This is a genomic window from Streptomyces sp. NPDC050997 (assembly GCF_040660135.1).
In the GTDB taxonomy this organism is placed as follows: domain Bacteria; phylum Actinomycetota; class Actinomycetes; order Streptomycetales; family Streptomycetaceae; genus Streptomyces.
The window spans coordinates 96405-110057 of record NZ_JBFAGK010000001.1; the positions used below are offsets into that span (position 1 = coordinate 96405).

Genomic DNA, 13653 nt, shown 5'->3' on the forward strand with positions numbered 1-13653 from the left:
CGCTCACCCGGGTCCGTCCGAGTGGCCCAGGGACTTCCCCGGGGCCACTCGGTCGCGTACCGCCTGCTTCACGGCGGTCGGCTCCGGGAAACCCTGCTCCCGGCGGTCCCACACCACCTCGTCGTTCACCCGGACGACGAAGACACCGCCTTTGCCGGGCTTCAGGGACAGCTCGGTGAGCTCGGTCTCGAAGGTCGTCAGGAGTTCCTGGGCCAGCCAGGCGGCACGCGGCAGCCAGCGGCACTGCGTGCAGTACTCGATCTCCACCCGCTGGACATCCGGCTGAGCTGTCATCCCAGGTGCACCGACCAATCCTGTTCCGCGGCCGGTTCGCCGTGCAGGTCGGGGACCCGCTTGAGCCAGTTCGGCCGTCCTCGTTCCGTTCTCGCCGCCCGCTGGGCCTCCTCGGCGGCGCGTTCCTCCCGGGTGGGGAAGTCGGTGGGCAGCCAGGCGGCGGAGGCCCGCACGCGCGCGTGCAGATAGTCGATGTACGCCTCGCGGACGTCGTCCGGGGTCCGGAAACCCGCCTCGTCGGACAGCCAGGCGTCGGGGACCTCGGCGGCGATCCCCCGCAGCAGCTCCCGTGTGACCTTGGGCGCCAGCTCCGCGTCGGCGGCCCGCACGTCGGGCGCGCTGTGACCGAGCGCGTGGTGGCGGAAGTCGTACGCCTTCTCGGGGTCCGAGCCGTCCCAGCGGTGGTGGAAGACGAGCGCGGCGCCGTGGTCGATCAGCCACAGCCGCGGGGGTGCGACCCCGAGGGTCGGCCAGACCATCAGGTTGGAGCTGTGGACCGTACGGTCGACGTTGACGGTCAACGCGTCCAGCCAGACGATCCGGCCCGCCTCCAGCGGGTCCACGCGGAAGTTCTGGGCGATCTCCGGGGTGAAGTCCGCGGCACCCGGCAGGTAGTCCATGCCCAGGTTGAGTCCCGCGCTCGCGCCGTGGAGTTCCCGCACCTCCTGGTGGGGCTCGCTGTCGGCGATCGCCGGATCGAAGTCCACGAGGACCAGCTCGGGGAACCGCAGCCCCAGGGCGCGCGCCAGCTCGCCCACGATCACCTCGGCGACCAGCGCCTTCCTGCCCTGCGCGGAGCCGGTGAACTTGACGACGTACGTGCCCAGGTCATCGGCCTCGACGATTCCGGGCACGGAGCCGCCGGACCGCAAGGGTGCGATGTAGCGGGTTGCGGCGACTTCCCTCAGCATCTTCTCAGGCCACCTACCTCATAGACCTTGTAATCCACGGTCGACCTCACCGGCGTCAAACATCGGGACCTGCCCAACATCAGCCCTGGGGAGAATCTGGGGAGTTTGGACTGACCTGCGGATCTCCCTGCCTCCCCAGCAGTCCGTCAATGACAGTCCGCCCCTTGCTTCCGGCCTCCGGCATGAAGTGAGCATAGTAACCGAGGGTGATCGCCGACGAGGAGTGCCCGCGCCACGGTCACTACGGACTCTCCCGCCTCCAGCATGATCGAGGCGTAGGTGTGCCGCAGCATGTGGAAGCCGTCCTTCGGAGCCGCTTCCCACTGCCAGTCCTTCGCCCCCTCGGCGCGCGGCGGGATGACGCCTGCCTTAGCCAACGCGGGTTTCCAGGTGTAGGTGTTCCACGTGTTGACCGCAATGGCGTTGCCGAATCGTGTGGTGAGGAGCAGAGCGAACTTCTTCCGCTGCCCCTCCGCGTCCGGCTTCCCCCACGGCAACTCTACCTTCACCGGCGGAAACGCCTCGACATGGCGCTTGAGCTCGGCGGCCACCGAGGATGGCATGTCGACGAGACGGGTCTTCTTCCCCTTCGGCAGAGCGAAGTACAGCCTTCCCTTGATTGCCTGGACTTGGCGGCGGACGTGAATCACTCCTCTCGCGTAGTCGACGTCGTCTGGGCTCAATCCGAACACCTCGCCCTGACGAAGTCCGCATCCCAGACCGAGGACGACCGCTATCCGGTTGCGCGGGTTGATGACGTCGCGGACTCGCATCGCCGTCATCAACGGCCAAGCGTCGCGTCGCTCCTGTGGCGCCTTGGGCCACCGCACGGACTTCGCATGCATGGGGTTCCCGGCAAGCCGCTTGTCATCGACGGCCGCCTCCAGAATGGAGGAGAACTCGGACAGGATGCCACGCTGATAGTCGACCGAGGAGATAGTTGACTCCAACTTGGCTATGTACGCGCGCAGATCCGCTGCCGTGATGTTCCTGAGGGGGAGTCGGCCCAGGTGCGGAATGATGTGAAGGCGCGCTCTCCGCTCCTGGTTGTCCTGGGTCTTCGGAACACCGCCTCTGCCCGGCGCCCAGTGCATCGCGATGTAGTCGGCCAGGGTGATGGGTCCATCGCGCGGGTCTACGAACTCGCCCCGCTCCACGTCCCTGGCTGCCCGACGAAGCCACGCCTTGGCGTCCTCCAGGGTGTCGAAGGATGGGTCCCGGACCCCGGGGGGCCTTGGGTCAAGGCCCGAGGGTGCAAGCGTAAAAAGAATTAAGCAATTTCACGGCATAACGCTTACGGCGTAACGGTCACTGCGTACGTTTCGTAGCAGCCTGAAGCGCTCCGGGTCTGATGGAGGCTCGGGGCCGTAGCGTCTCCGGGTCCCGCCAACACGGAGAACGAACTGAAATCGAAGATCCCCTGCTCGATCCACGGGGCACGTCCCCGTTGGGATACTCCAGAGCATGTCTACTGCCTGGAACGTCGCTTGGCACGGCGGGGTATCAGCAGGGTGACGCAGGTGCCCTCGCCTGGGGTGGAACCAACGCTGAGGTGTCCGTCCAGCAGGTGGCCGCGCTCGCGCATGGCCGACAGCCCGGTACCTGTGGAGACCAGTGTGCGGAGCGTGGATCGGTTGGCCGATGCTGACGGTTGCTGGTCGATCCCGCGGCCGTTGTCCTTGACCACCACGCTGATCGCCTGGTCGTCGCTGCCGAGTTCCACGAGAAGGCGGCTCGCCTGAGCGTGCTTGACCGCGTTGTTCACCGCTTCCTGCACGATGCGGTAGACGTGGGCCTGGGCCTCCGGCGACAGTTCGTCCTCAAGCCCGCGCCACTTTGCGCCGACGCGCAGTTCGACGTTCAGTCCGAAGGTTTCCGTGGTGCGTCGGCACAGCGTCTCAAGAGCGGGCGCAAGTCCGAGCTGGTCGAGGGCGAACGGCCGCATTTCCAGGATCAGGTGCCGCAAGGATGTGATCTGGTTCGCGATCAAGTTCCGTGCCTGGTCGATGGCCTCGTTCATGGCGGCGGACTGGCCCGTGCCTGCGGCGGCGGACAGAACCATCTGAACAGCGGCAAGCTCTTGAAGGGTCTCATCGTGCAATTCACGGGCCCAGCGTCGACGTTCTCGTTCTTCGCCGTCACTGCGGGCCTGAGCCCGCTCCCGCGCGAGACTGTGGCGGCGCGCCACCGCACTGCGGCCGAGCATGACGGCGCAGCCGATCAGCAGCAGCGGGACGATGTTCAGGCCGTTGAAAAGCGGCTCCTTGGTCATGCGAACCAGCTGTGACACGGCGAGTATGAGTGCGAGCCCGCACAGGGCTGCCAGCCATGCCCTCCGGACGGCGTTGCTCAGTGCCGCTGCCACGACGAGGGCGACGGCGGCGCCTAGGGAGAAGCGCATCACCCAGCGAGGCTGCTGCTGGAGGACCTCGACCGCGAAGGCGATGACGAGCAGTGTGGCACCGGCGGCCTCCATGATCGGGCCGGCCTTGATCCGTGGCCTGCTGTTCATCTCAGCAGTCCGCGCTCGCGAGCGGCGGCGATGAGTTCCGCCCGCGTCTCGATACCGAGCTTGTCCCGAACCCTGGCGCGGTGGGTCTCCACGGTCCGAACGGAAACGTAGAGACGCCGCGCGACCTCCTGGTTGGTGTGGCCCAGGGCGAGCAGCGAGAGTACCTGAAGCTCGCGCGCTGTCAGAGAGTCATCCCCCTCCGCACCGTGAGCGCCGGTGTCCGCGATGGCCAGTCGGGCGCCCATGGCAGGTTGGAGGTATATGGCTCCCCGCGCGACCTGGCGAGCCGCGCCGACCAGCTCCTCCGCTGCCGCCTCCTTGAGCAGGTATCCGCCCGCTCCGATCCGCAGGGCCGCGCGGGCGAAAGCGGGATCCTCCTGCATCGTGAGGATCAGAATGCGGGTACTGGGTGACGCCGCGAGCAGGTCAGGGATCGAGGGCAGGCTGGATTGGCCCGCCATGGTGAGGTCCAGTACCAGCACGGACGGTTGCTCTTCTGCCACGGCCTGCACGGTCTCCGCGACCGTCGAGCTCTCGGCGACGATCTCGAAGGACTCGTCCCTGGACAACAGCGCGCGCATCCCCGCACGGACCACGGGATGATCGTCGGCGATCACCACGCTGAGACGCGACACCGCCTCCACCTCCTGCTCAGCGCGGTCGGCATTCATGGGAGCAAAGGTACTGCGTGAGGCCGGTCGGCCCGGGTCCAGGGGATTGGGTGGAGCGATCGGATGAACCCTCAAGCGACGGGTGCCGAAGGGCGGGTGCGGGAAACCCGAAGGACGACTGCGGACTGTCACTGAGGCCCCAAGGGCGTCGGAGCACCACGATGGCTGGTCAGAGACCTCGGTCGGGCGCGAAGCGCTCGGCCGGCCGACATGGAAAGAACGGTTCCCAGATGATCGACAGGCGTACCTTCGGCAAGGTCATCGGCGCAGGCGCAGCGGGGACAGCTGCGGCATCACTGATTGGCCTGAGTGGCCCCGCGGCAGCAGCGTCTTCGTCGTCCGGGCCCGGCGCCGAAAAGGCGGCAACAGCGCTGACGCCGGACAAGGGCGACAGGTCCTTCCCGGCGCTGAAGCAGGTCAGGGCCGGCGAGCTCACCGTCGGCTACGCCGAGGCCGGCCCGGCAGACGGACCAGTCGTCATCCTCCTGCACGGGTGGCCGTACGACATCCACAGCTACGTCGACGTCGCGCCTCTGCTGGCAGCCCAAGGCTACCGAGTCATCGTTCCCTACCTGCGCGGACACGGCACCACGACCTTCCTCTCGTCAACCACGTTCCGCAACGCGCAACAGTCGGTGATCGCCTACGACATCATCGCCCTGATGGACGCCCTGAGGATCAAGAAGGCCGTGTTCGGAGGGTTCGACTGGGGGTCGCGGACCGCCGACATCATTGCCGCCCTCTGGCCGAAGCGGTGCAGGGCTCTGGTCTCCGTGACCGGCTACCTGATCACCAACCGGGAGAAGAACAAGCTGCCGCTGCCGCCCGCGGCCGAGCGGGCATGGTGGTACCAGTACTACTTCGCGACCGAACGTGGCGCGCTGGGCTTTGAGAAGTACCGGCACGATTTCGCGAAGCTCATCTGGCACAACGTCTCCCCGTCGTGGAACTTCGACGACGCCACCTTCGACCGTACGGCGGCGGCATTCAACAACGAGGACTACGTCCCCATCGTGATTCACAACTACCGCTGGCGGCTGGGCCTGGCCCAGGGCGACCCCCGCTACGACGGCATTGAGGCCCGCCTCGCGGCAGCGCCCGACATCGCGGTGCCCACCATCACTCTCGACGGGGAGCTGGACCCCTTCACCCCGGCCGGCGACGGCGCGGCATACCGGGCCAAGTTCACTGGCCCCTATGACCACCGGACGCTCAAGGGAATCGGCCACAACGTGCCGCAGGAAGCGCCCGACGCATTCGCCCGGGCCGTCCTCGACGCCGGCCGATTCTGATCGGCGGTGTAGCTTCCGCTGCGGCACAAGTCGTCTGACAAGGAAGGCGAAGCCCACCAAGCTGCCCGATGCGGAGCCAGGCTCAACAAGATGATTCAAGGCACCCGTGGCCGAGGCGATGTCCCGCAGTCCAAGCATGATCCTGGGCTGCGGAGTCGTGGCGTCTCACAACTGAGGAGGACGGAATGACACCTGAAAAGGCAGGCTTCTCGGATGCCGCCGATACCGTGCGGCGTGCCCGGTTCGGTAAGTTGCCGGAGCGCATTAGCCCGGAGCAACTGGTGGAGGAACAGCCGGCCACGGTGCCGGATCCAGCCAGGGATACGTACAATTCCGACGACTGGCTCACCCGTACCTGTCTGTAGACGGGCGTCATGCCTCGCGGGTCGGTCGGTCAGTAGGGTTTACCCCTGTTTGTGGTCATCTTTTGAAGATCGGATCGCAGAGTCCAAGGGGGCGGTGTCCAGGAATGGGCCGAGGCCCCAGGCTGTGACCGACACGGACGGAGCCGCGTCAGCGGGCGTCATAGCGCTGGCGGGATTCCCCGATCTCGTCGTTGTGGTCGGTCGCCCACTGCACGAACGCGTAGACGGTTTCGCGGAGGCCTTCCCCCAGCGTGGTCAGCTCGTACTCCACCCGTGGCGGGACTGCGGCATAGACGGTCCTGGTGAGGAGCCCGTCGCGTTCGAGATGGCGCAGGGTGAGGGTCAGCATGCGCTGGGAGATGCCAGGGACCCGGTCTCGCAGGGCGCTGAAGCGCAGTGGGCCCGCCGCGAGGATGCCGATCACCAGCACGGACCACTTGTCGCCGACGCGGTCGAGGGTCTCACGGATGCCGGCACCGTTGTCCGGCCATGCCGCACAGGGGTGCGGTGGGACGAACCCAGGGCCGCCGTGGCTATCACCGGTGTTACTACCGAACATAAATGTGCCTTTTGTGAAGGTCTTCTTGCATCAGTATCGTGCGGTTACGTACAAAGCATAACTACGAAGGAGACCTTCCTTGTCCTCGTCCTCGTCCCCGTCCACCATCGCCGTCGTCGGTGCCGGCGCCAACCTGGGCCTCGCCATCGCCCGCCGCTTCGGCGCTGCCGGCCACTCCGTCGCCCTGATCTCCCGCAATCAGGCGAAGTTGGAGGCCCTCGCCGCCTCCCTCTCCGACGAGGGCATCACCGCCCGCGCCTACCCGGCCGACGCCACCGACGAGAAAGCCCTGACCGGCGCACTCAAAGCGGCCTCGGACGAGGTGGGCCGCATCGGCGTCCTCTCCTATAGCCCCGCTCCTGTGTGGGACCACTCCGGCGGCGGCCTCCCCGACATGGCCACCATGGGCATCACCAGCACCCTGGAGACCACGCCTGCCTCTGCCCGCGCCTCTTTCGACCTCGCCGTCGGCGGCGCCCTGACCGCAGTCGCCGCTGTCCTGCCTGCGATGCGTGAAGCCCGCGACGGCGCCCTGCTGTTCACTACCGGGCGCTCGGCCATCACTCCCATGCCGATCCTCGGCAACGCCGGCATCGCCCAGGCGGGCCTGCGCAACTGGGCCGGCGCCGCGCACACCGAACTCGCCCCCGAGGGCATCTACGTCGGCCACATGTGCATCGGACTGCCGATCCTGCCCGGCAGCGGCGACGGCGACCCCGCCGCCATCGCAGACCGCTGGTACCACCTCAGCCGCGCCCGCGACACTTTCGAGACCACCATCGGTTTCTGATCTCACCGTCCATGCCCGGCTTCCTGGACTAGAAGCCGGGGCCCAGCCGTTCCGGACGGGCGGCCTCTTGAGAGTGCGTCGAGGAGGATGATGAGGCCCTCGGTGATGACGGGGTGGTTGATGATCATGCCCCGGACGGCCGTGTAGGGCATCTTGCCGAGCACTGCGGTCTGCACTGCGGTGATCGCCTCACCGGCCTCCGGTCCGAGCAGGGTCCCGCCGAGGATCAACCCGGTGCCGGCGCCGACCACGGCCTTCCACAGGCCGGTTGCCCACGTAGGGGGATCGTCGCGACCGGGATGGGGTGTGGGCGAGCTGCGGGCCGCCGGTGGTGCCGTCCGGCGGCCAGGTGTGCTCGGCAGCGGTGCGCGGGTATTCGTCGACGACGAGGAAGCCGCGGGCATCGATCTCCACTCCGACTTTTTCCAGGCAGAGTTCGGCGGTCTCCGGGGCACGGTCTCGTGCGATGCGAGGCGTTACCGGAGTGGGAAGGGGACACCCAGCTCGGTCGCCGGCCGCGGGCCGAAGACGCGCCGGTCCGCTTCGCGGATGAGGATGTCGTTGATGCTGGCCTCCCGGCGGCGCATCAGGCCGTCGTCAGTGAACTCCCATAGTTCGTTGCCGTAGCTGCGCCGCCACTGGCCGGTCGCGTCGTGGCACTCGTACTGGAACCGCACCGCGATCCGGTTGCCCTGGAACGACCAGAGTTCCTTGCGCAGCGCGTAGTCGAGTTCCCGAGCCCATTTCTCGTGCAGGAAGGCCACGATGTCGGCGTGGCCGGTGACGAATGCGTCCCGGTTCCTCCAGACTGAGTCCTCCGTGTAGGCGAGCGCAACGCGTTCAGGATCGCGAGTGTTCCACGCGTCTTCGGCGGCCTGGACTTTCTGGATCGCGGTCTGCTCGTCGAAGGGCGGGAACGGTGGCCGTGGCGTCATGGCGAGCTCCTCTTCTCGTAACTTGTGTGGTGTATTCGGCGGTTTCGGCGACGGTGCCCCGCCGGGGTCCGCGACGTGTCCTGGGTCTTCGCTGGCGGTACGCTCGGCGACCGCTCTTCAGCGTGGTGGGCACTTTTGAGGCGGATCGGCCCTGGTGCCCGTGGCCAACCGGCGAGTTGGGCGTGCCCTCACACTCGAGGGCCCCTCCTGACCAGCATGTTCATGCGCTCTCCGGTAGGGGCGGGTTGGCGGGTGAGTACTCGGGTGCGGACCAGCGCAAGGGGCTGGCGTGCGGGGTCTCCACGGCTTCGGCGACCGTGAAGCGGGTAGTGCGGCCTTGTGCGCTGAACTCGGTTGTCGCGGTGCCGGTGAGTTGGAGGGTGGTGCCGGTGCTCCAGTCGAGGAAGAGCAGTCCGGCGCGCGGATCGTTCTCGATGTTGCCCAGGGTCAGGAACATCGAGTTGCCCGCGTAGTCCTGCCAGGTGAGTTCGTTCGGCGATGTCACCCGGACGAATCCAGGGTTGCCGCCGCGATGGCTGGCGTCGGCACCGTCGGCCGACGTGGTGGCGATGAAAAAGGTGTCGGAGGCGTGAACGAGCCTCTCCTGACCGGAGGTGAGTTCCCGGCCGCGCCGCACGGCGCCGGACGGGACCGGGACGGGCGGGCCGGGCTCCCGCTTTTGCAGATACTTCGGGCAGTTGGAGAAGACCTGCTCAGCCTCCACCGTGAACCCGCGCGCCGTCGGCCCGGCCGTGCCGTTGAGACGCATACGGCGGCGGGTCCGCGGGTCGAGGGCGATGGTGCCGACCTTGGTCCCCTCGGTCGCGAGAGCCCCGGCGAGCGGGTCGCTGTCCGGGAGGCCGTCCGCGACTGAAATCTGGCGGCGTCCCGTGGCCCTTACAAAACCGGGCCGACCGGTGAGCAACGAGCCCCACATCCGGCCGGCTCCATCTGCCGCGCCGATGACCAGCATCGGCTGAAGACCGAGGAACGTTGCGGCCACGTCACGGATGTCCCGCCCGATCGAGCGGCCGACGTGGTCGGCCGCTTCGCGTACGCCGACACGGTTCTGCACCGCGCGCGAGCCGTCGTGGTAGGGATTCACAACCGGCCCCTCAGAAGAATCCGCAGGTCGGTGCGCCTGCCACCGGGGCGGGTGCACCGGCCGCTCCGGTAGGTACGGAGATCTCCAGCCGGATGCCGTCAGGATCGTGGAAGAAGATGCCGCCAGAGGGCGCGCCCTCGCGGTGGGCGACGACCCCGTCGTATGCGAAGGTCACGCCCTGCTCCCGCAGTCGGATCTCGAACGCCTTCACCTCGTCGATCGTCCCGGCCTCCCACGCCAGGTGGTGCAGTCCGGCCAGATCTGGGGCGTATACGCCGTCCGCCTGCTGCCACAGCGTGAGCGTGAGCTGTCCGTCCTGCCCCAGGAAGGCGAAGCGTCGACCGTCCTCATCGCCTTCGCCGAGCACGTCGAACCCGAGCACCTCCCTGTAGAAGTCGAGCGAGCGCTCGAGATCGGTGACGTTCAGGCCGACGTGGCCGGTCCGCAGTGTGTTGGTCGCAGTCAAGACAGATCCCCTTCTCCTTCTCGGTTCGACCCCTTCGATCTAACCTCTCAATCAGACATTACTGGTTATGCGAAGGGGGGGCAACCGGTCACGTAGACTTGAGGGGTTAGTCCAGAGGTCTCGGCCAGGAGACCCGGAGGGGAGACGGACATGGGAAGGAGATACGGATGCCCGCGACAGACCCGCGCCCGCTGACCGGAGAGCCCGTCTCACTGGACCTGCTGAACACCCGCTGGATGCACGACGGCGTACGCCAGGACCTGCTGGTCGGCCCCGAGGGGCTGCGCATCTGGCTCGCAGGCAACGGCCTCGACCGCCGCTTCCCCGCCGACGCCGCAGCGCTGGAACATGTACTGCTCGCCCGGGAGGCGCTCGCCTGTGCCATCGACAGCCCGGGCGACAGAGCCAGCACAGAGCGCGTCAACGCCGTCCTCGGTCACGGCCGGATCCGTGTCGCCCTTACGACCGAGGGGCCCGGGGAGGAAGCGGAGTTCGACGCCCCGTCCTGGGGCGCGGCCTGGACCGCGGCGTACGACTACCTGAACCTGCTGCGCGCAGCCCCCGACAGGATCCGGGGCTGCGCGCACGAGGCGTGCATCCTTCGCTTCTTCGACACCTCGCGGAACGGCACCCGCCGCTGGTGCTCCATGGCAACCTGCGGCAACCGCGCCAAGGCCTCCCGTCACTACCAAAAAACACGCGAGACCTGAGGGCATCTGCGATCTCGCGGACCAGCGCGGCCCTGGACGAGCCAGCCACCGCCCTCCGCGCCCGACGCGTTGGAGAACCCGAGGTCGGTCTGCGCCGACGGGAGGGCGGGCCTCGGACGGGGGCGCCGCCCACCCGCCGCCGCGTCCTTCGCTGTCCTCGGTCGTGGCCTTGCCGCCTTGCAGGTGTATCAGAACGTGCGCTTTGCACACTCTGGGGCGCTGTTCCAGACCGTCACGGCGGTTGGCATGATCACCACTGCTCGGGCCTCAGCGATCTCCGAACGCATGCGGTCGAGCAACGAATTCATGTCGCCGATCCTCTGGGTTGTCTCCCCCGTCCGGACGTCGGTGCGGAAGGCGGCCATGGACAGAGCACGGTAGGTCTGAACGACGAGCGGGAGGATGACGGCGTCTTCCGCGCCACCCATCGGTGTTGTCGCCGAGAGCCTGGACGGGGGAAGCCGCCATTCCTGGAACAGGGAGTACACGCGCGCTCCCGCTCCCAGGTCGGTTCCATCGACCGTGAGCGCTTCAGCGATGGCTTGCAGAACGGCCCCGGGTCACCGGCTCGGCTCACGGGTATCGAGCTGCGGCGGTCCGACTGGCGGAGCCCGGCGCCCGGGGCGGCGGCCCAACGGGGGCAACGGATTGACGGACCTCGGCGGACGCACCCGGAAGTCGACCATGGTTGGCCTGGCCCGAGATCGCGACGTGTGGGAGCGTGGATGCGGTTTCGGTGAGGTCCTGGCCGCTGAAGTGGTCGACGAGGTCTCTCCACACGGTGAGCGGAAACGTCGGCCAGGCCTGTCTCGGGCGAGCGGAATCGATGTCGGTCAGTACGCCCTTCCACCCGCGCTCGTTCTCTTGGCACTTGACGCGTTGTCCCAGCCTTGCGTTGCGAGCCGGACGACGACGCGGGTCATTCAGCCGAGGGCGAGTCGCAGGTGGCAGCGAGCCGCTCATCAGCTTCCCCGGAGCCTCGGAGACCTCTCGCCCCCTGTCGCCGTGTTGTCCACAAGCCCCGAAAGACGGCCGCGCGTTGTCGAGGCCAATACCCGATCCTGGAGGAACACCCCTTGTTCAGCATCACCGTTCGCGATCACGTCATGGTCGCCCACAGCTTCCGTGGCGAGGTCTTCGGTCCCGCCCAGCAACTGCACGGCGCGACGTTCCTGGTCGACGCCACCTTCCGCCGCCGGGAGCTGGACGCCGACAACATCGTCGTCGACATCGGCCTGGCGACTCAGGAGCTCGGCGCTGTGCTCAGCGATCTGAACTACCGCAATCTCGACGACCATCCCGCCTTCTCGGGCATCAACACCTCGACCGAGTTCCTGGCCAAGGTCATCGCCGATCGGCTGGCCGACCGGGTACACGCGGGTGCCTTCGGCGAGGGGGCCAGAGGTCTGGCCGCGCTCGCCGTCACCCTGCACGAGTCCCATGTCGCCTGGGCAGGCTACGAACGGTCGTTGTGAGCCCGACGGCCCGTCGGCGGCGAACGTCCGGCCGGCCGGTGTCGCCCTGTTGACGACCCGGACCAACGGCACGGCATCGGGTCGATGACCAAGCTCACTCGGCATGACGGCTCGTGCTCGTGGAAGCCTCTGGCCGTCGCCTCGGCCGTCGACCGGGCCGCCCGGGAGCGGGGCCGGAGAGAGCGACCAGGGTCTTCCACGGGGGCGATCAGGCGGCGGGCGCGGCAGGGTTTGTGGCGAGCAAGTCACGAACCGCGACACAGCCCCCGTGGCGCCCGCGGCGTGCGAAGGACGATCCGCGCGACGGAGACGCTGAATGAACGAGATGTGTCGAACTGTGAGCTCCTCGCCCCTCCCCTCCTCCGTACGGCCAACCACCGTCCCGCCCGTCGCTCCGGCCAGACAACGGCTGACGGATCATCTGCTCGGGCATGTCGCCGCCGACGGTTCGGTGCGGGGCCGCTGCGCCAGCCGGGCGCTCGAATCGGCCCTGCTCCTCACCCTGCTCCGCGACTCCGGCCTCCATCCGCAGCAGGGGCAGGAGATCGCCCGCCACCTGCGCCACCCACCGGCCTCGCCACGTACCACCAGCGCCGCGCCGCGTCCCCTACGCCGGCCCTCGAACAGTCCGCCCAGCAGCGCGTACTCGCGGGGTCGCCCGCACAGTGCGCGGGGCGAGTCGATCAGCCGGCCGGATGCTCCGTCATCGGGCTTCGCCAAGCTGTCGAGTGACATCAGTACTCCGTACGTTGCTGGGGCGGTCCTCCGGCCTGGCCAGGGGGACGTGGGGAGACCTTGATCCGGGCCAGGGGGCCCGTCGGTCGTATGACGGCGTGTCCACAGGCCATGACGTTCATGTCCCGGCATCTGCCGGCCGCGGAGCGAGGCCACCGGATCAGGTCGAACCCGTGCGCCATCTCCCCGGACGCACGTCAGCCGGATGAGAGACGTGCGGAAAGCGATGTTGAGACGCTTTCCGCACAGTCGGCCGCGCTCTACTGGTGTGGTGAGTGTTTGATCTTCGCCATGGCATTCCCGTCGAACCAGGAAGCCGAGCGCAGCGTGGCCATCCACTGCTCCTGCTGCGCGGGAGTCAGCCTGTCGATGAACAGCACACCGTCCAGGTGATCGGCCTCGTGCTGGATACAGCGGGCCAGTAGTCCGTCCCCGACGACCTGGACCGGGTCGCCCCGCCTGGTGAAGCCCTTCGCCACGACGTTCATCCGACGCCTCGTATCCAGGTAGACGCCGGGGATGGACAGACATCCCTCTACGCCGTCCTGTTCCTCCTCGTCCGGGAAGTCGAGGACGGGATTGACCAGGTGGTCCAAACTGCCGTGGGACAGTTTGGGGCTCCAGACGAACACGCGGAGCCCGACACCCAGTTGGGGCGCGGCAAGCCCGGCGCCTCCGCTGTCGCGCAGCGTCTCGCGCAGGTCGCCGATCAATCTGCGCAACTCACCGTCGAAGTCGGTCACCGGCTTGGCCGACTCCCGCAGAACCGGGTCGCCGAGTTCCCTGATCGGCACAACCGTCATATGAAACTTTTCCTATCAAGCGGACATCGT

Annotated in this window: 17 protein-coding genes; 5 read left to right on the forward strand and 12 right to left on the reverse strand. The window is 67.8% G+C overall.

Annotated features, from left to right (window positions below):
• Positions 1-3: 3 nt before the first annotated feature.
• The 5 genes from AB0H86_RS00485 to AB0H86_RS00505 form a co-directional block, all read right to left on the reverse strand.
• Positions 4-294, reverse strand: a complete 291-nt coding sequence (locus tag AB0H86_RS00485; protein ID WP_362431107.1) for a SelT/SelW/SelH family protein — start codon at positions 292-294, stop codon at positions 4-6.
• Positions 291-1205: a HipA family kinase gene (locus AB0H86_RS00490; RefSeq protein WP_362431109.1), complete on the reverse strand. Its 915-nt coding sequence runs from the start codon at positions 1203-1205 to the stop codon at positions 291-293. Before AB0H86_RS00490 ends, AB0H86_RS00485 begins: the two co-directional genes overlap by 4 nt.
• 146 nt (positions 1206-1351) lie before the next feature.
• Positions 1352-2362 carry a site-specific integrase gene (locus AB0H86_RS00495; RefSeq protein WP_362431111.1) on the reverse strand — a complete coding sequence of 337 codons (1011 nt, stop codon included), beginning with the start codon at positions 2360-2362 and terminating at the stop codon, positions 1352-1354.
• Positions 2363-2673: 311 nt separating this feature from the next.
• Complete coding sequence (locus AB0H86_RS00500) at positions 2674-3717, reverse strand: sensor histidine kinase (protein ID WP_362431114.1); 1044 nt, start codon at positions 3715-3717, stop codon at positions 2674-2676.
• Positions 3714-4388 carry a response regulator transcription factor gene (locus AB0H86_RS00505; RefSeq protein ID WP_362431116.1) on the reverse strand — a complete coding sequence of 225 codons (675 nt, stop codon included), beginning with the start codon at positions 4386-4388 and terminating at the stop codon, positions 3714-3716. Before AB0H86_RS00505 ends, AB0H86_RS00500 begins: the two co-directional genes overlap by 4 nt.
• Positions 4389-4618: 230 nt before the next feature.
• On the opposite strand from AB0H86_RS00505, the gene AB0H86_RS00510 reads away from it, so the two are divergent.
• Entirely contained in the window at positions 4619-5680 is a 1062-nt protein-coding gene (locus AB0H86_RS00510; RefSeq protein WP_362431118.1) for an alpha/beta hydrolase, read from the forward strand.
• Positions 5681-5865: 185 nt separating this feature from the next.
• A complete protein-coding gene (locus AB0H86_RS00515; protein WP_362431121.1) occupies positions 5866-6045 on the forward strand; it encodes a hypothetical protein in 180 nt (59 codons plus the stop codon).
• A 148-nt stretch (positions 6046-6193) separates the two neighbouring features.
• Here AB0H86_RS00515 and AB0H86_RS00520 read toward each other — a convergent pair whose 3' ends face one another.
• Entirely contained in the window at positions 6194-6604 is a 411-nt protein-coding gene (locus AB0H86_RS00520; RefSeq protein ID WP_362431123.1) for a helix-turn-helix domain-containing protein, read from the reverse strand.
• Between the two features lie 79 nt (positions 6605-6683).
• On the opposite strand from AB0H86_RS00520, the gene AB0H86_RS00525 reads away from it, so the two are divergent.
• Positions 6684-7394 (forward strand): SDR family NAD(P)-dependent oxidoreductase, encoded by a 711-nt coding sequence (locus tag AB0H86_RS00525; protein ID WP_362431125.1) that lies wholly within the window; start codon positions 6684-6686, stop codon positions 7392-7394.
• Positions 7395-7396: 2 nt separating this feature from the next.
• On the opposite strand, the gene AB0H86_RS00530 is transcribed toward AB0H86_RS00525, so the two are convergent.
• The 4 genes from AB0H86_RS00530 to AB0H86_RS00545 all read right to left on the reverse strand — a co-directional run bounded on the left by AB0H86_RS00530 (position 7397) and on the right by AB0H86_RS00545 (position 9900).
• A complete protein-coding gene (locus tag AB0H86_RS00530) occupies positions 7397-7798 on the reverse strand; it encodes a hypothetical protein (RefSeq protein ID WP_362431126.1) in 402 nt (133 codons plus the stop codon).
• A 72-nt stretch (positions 7799-7870) separates the two neighbouring features.
• Positions 7871-8329 carry a nuclear transport factor 2 family protein gene (locus tag AB0H86_RS00535; protein ID WP_362431128.1) on the reverse strand — a complete coding sequence of 153 codons (459 nt, stop codon included), beginning with the start codon at positions 8327-8329 and terminating at the stop codon, positions 7871-7873.
• Between the two features lie 220 nt (positions 8330-8549).
• Positions 8550-9434: a pyridoxamine 5'-phosphate oxidase family protein gene (locus AB0H86_RS00540; protein ID WP_362431131.1), complete on the reverse strand. Its 885-nt coding sequence runs from the start codon at positions 9432-9434 to the stop codon at positions 8550-8552.
• 10 nt (positions 9435-9444) lie between these two features.
• Entirely contained in the window at positions 9445-9900 is a 456-nt protein-coding gene (locus AB0H86_RS00545) for a VOC family protein (RefSeq protein WP_362431134.1), read from the reverse strand.
• A gap of 167 nt (positions 9901-10067) precedes the next feature.
• Here AB0H86_RS00545 and AB0H86_RS00550 point away from each other — a divergent pair, with 167 nt between their 5' ends.
• Entirely contained in the window at positions 10068-10610 is a 543-nt protein-coding gene (locus AB0H86_RS00550; protein WP_362431136.1) for a CGNR zinc finger domain-containing protein, read from the forward strand.
• A gap of 188 nt (positions 10611-10798) precedes the next feature.
• Here AB0H86_RS00550 and AB0H86_RS00555 read toward each other — a convergent pair whose 3' ends face one another.
• Positions 10799-11098: a hypothetical protein gene (locus tag AB0H86_RS00555; protein ID WP_362431138.1), complete on the reverse strand. Its 300-nt coding sequence runs from the start codon at positions 11096-11098 to the stop codon at positions 10799-10801.
• Positions 11099-11686: 588 nt separating this feature from the next.
• Between AB0H86_RS00555 and AB0H86_RS00560 the strand changes: the two genes are divergently transcribed.
• A complete protein-coding gene (locus AB0H86_RS00560) occupies positions 11687-12085 on the forward strand; it encodes a 6-carboxytetrahydropterin synthase (RefSeq protein WP_362431141.1) in 399 nt (132 codons plus the stop codon).
• A 995-nt stretch (positions 12086-13080) separates the two neighbouring features.
• Here the strand turns inward: AB0H86_RS00560 and def are convergent.
• On the reverse strand, positions 13081-13623 hold the full coding sequence (gene def / locus AB0H86_RS00565) for a peptide deformylase (RefSeq protein ID WP_362431143.1): 543 nt from the start codon (positions 13621-13623) through the stop codon (positions 13081-13083).
• Positions 13624-13653: the final 30 nt, after the last annotated feature.

What these genes read in the sequence shown, in the direction of transcription:
- AB0H86_RS00500 (WP_362431114.1), bottom strand. Translation starts at nt 3,717, where the DNA reads ATGAACAGCAGGCCACGGATCAAGGCCGGCCCGATCATGGAGGCCGCC.
- AB0H86_RS00490 (WP_362431109.1), bottom strand. Translation starts at nt 1,205, where the DNA reads ATGCTGAGGGAAGTCGCCGCAACCCGCTACATCGCACCCTTGCGGTCC.
- AB0H86_RS00485 (WP_362431107.1), bottom strand. Translation starts at nt 294, where the DNA reads ATGACAGCTCAGCCGGATGTCCAGCGGGTGGAGATCGAGTACTGCACG.
- AB0H86_RS00505 (WP_362431116.1), bottom strand. Translation starts at nt 4,388, where the DNA reads ATGAATGCCGACCGCGCTGAGCAGGAGGTGGAGGCGGTGTCGCGTCTC.
- def (WP_362431143.1), bottom strand. Translation starts at nt 13,623, where the DNA reads ATGACGGTTGTGCCGATCAGGGAACTCGGCGACCCGGTTCTGCGGGAG.
- AB0H86_RS00530 (WP_362431126.1), bottom strand. Translation starts at nt 7,798, where the DNA reads ATGCCCGCGGCTTCCTCGTCGTCGACGAATACCCGCGCACCGCTGCCG.
- AB0H86_RS00515 (WP_362431121.1), top strand. Translation starts at nt 5,866, where the DNA reads ATGACACCTGAAAAGGCAGGCTTCTCGGATGCCGCCGATACCGTGCGG.
- AB0H86_RS00535 (WP_362431128.1), bottom strand. Translation starts at nt 8,329, where the DNA reads ATGACGCCACGGCCACCGTTCCCGCCCTTCGACGAGCAGACCGCGATC.
- AB0H86_RS00550 (WP_362431136.1), top strand. Translation starts at nt 10,068, where the DNA reads ATGCCCGCGACAGACCCGCGCCCGCTGACCGGAGAGCCCGTCTCACTG.
- AB0H86_RS00510 (WP_362431118.1), top strand. Translation starts at nt 4,619, where the DNA reads ATGATCGACAGGCGTACCTTCGGCAAGGTCATCGGCGCAGGCGCAGCG.
- AB0H86_RS00520 (WP_362431123.1), bottom strand. Translation starts at nt 6,604, where the DNA reads ATGTTCGGTAGTAACACCGGTGATAGCCACGGCGGCCCTGGGTTCGTC.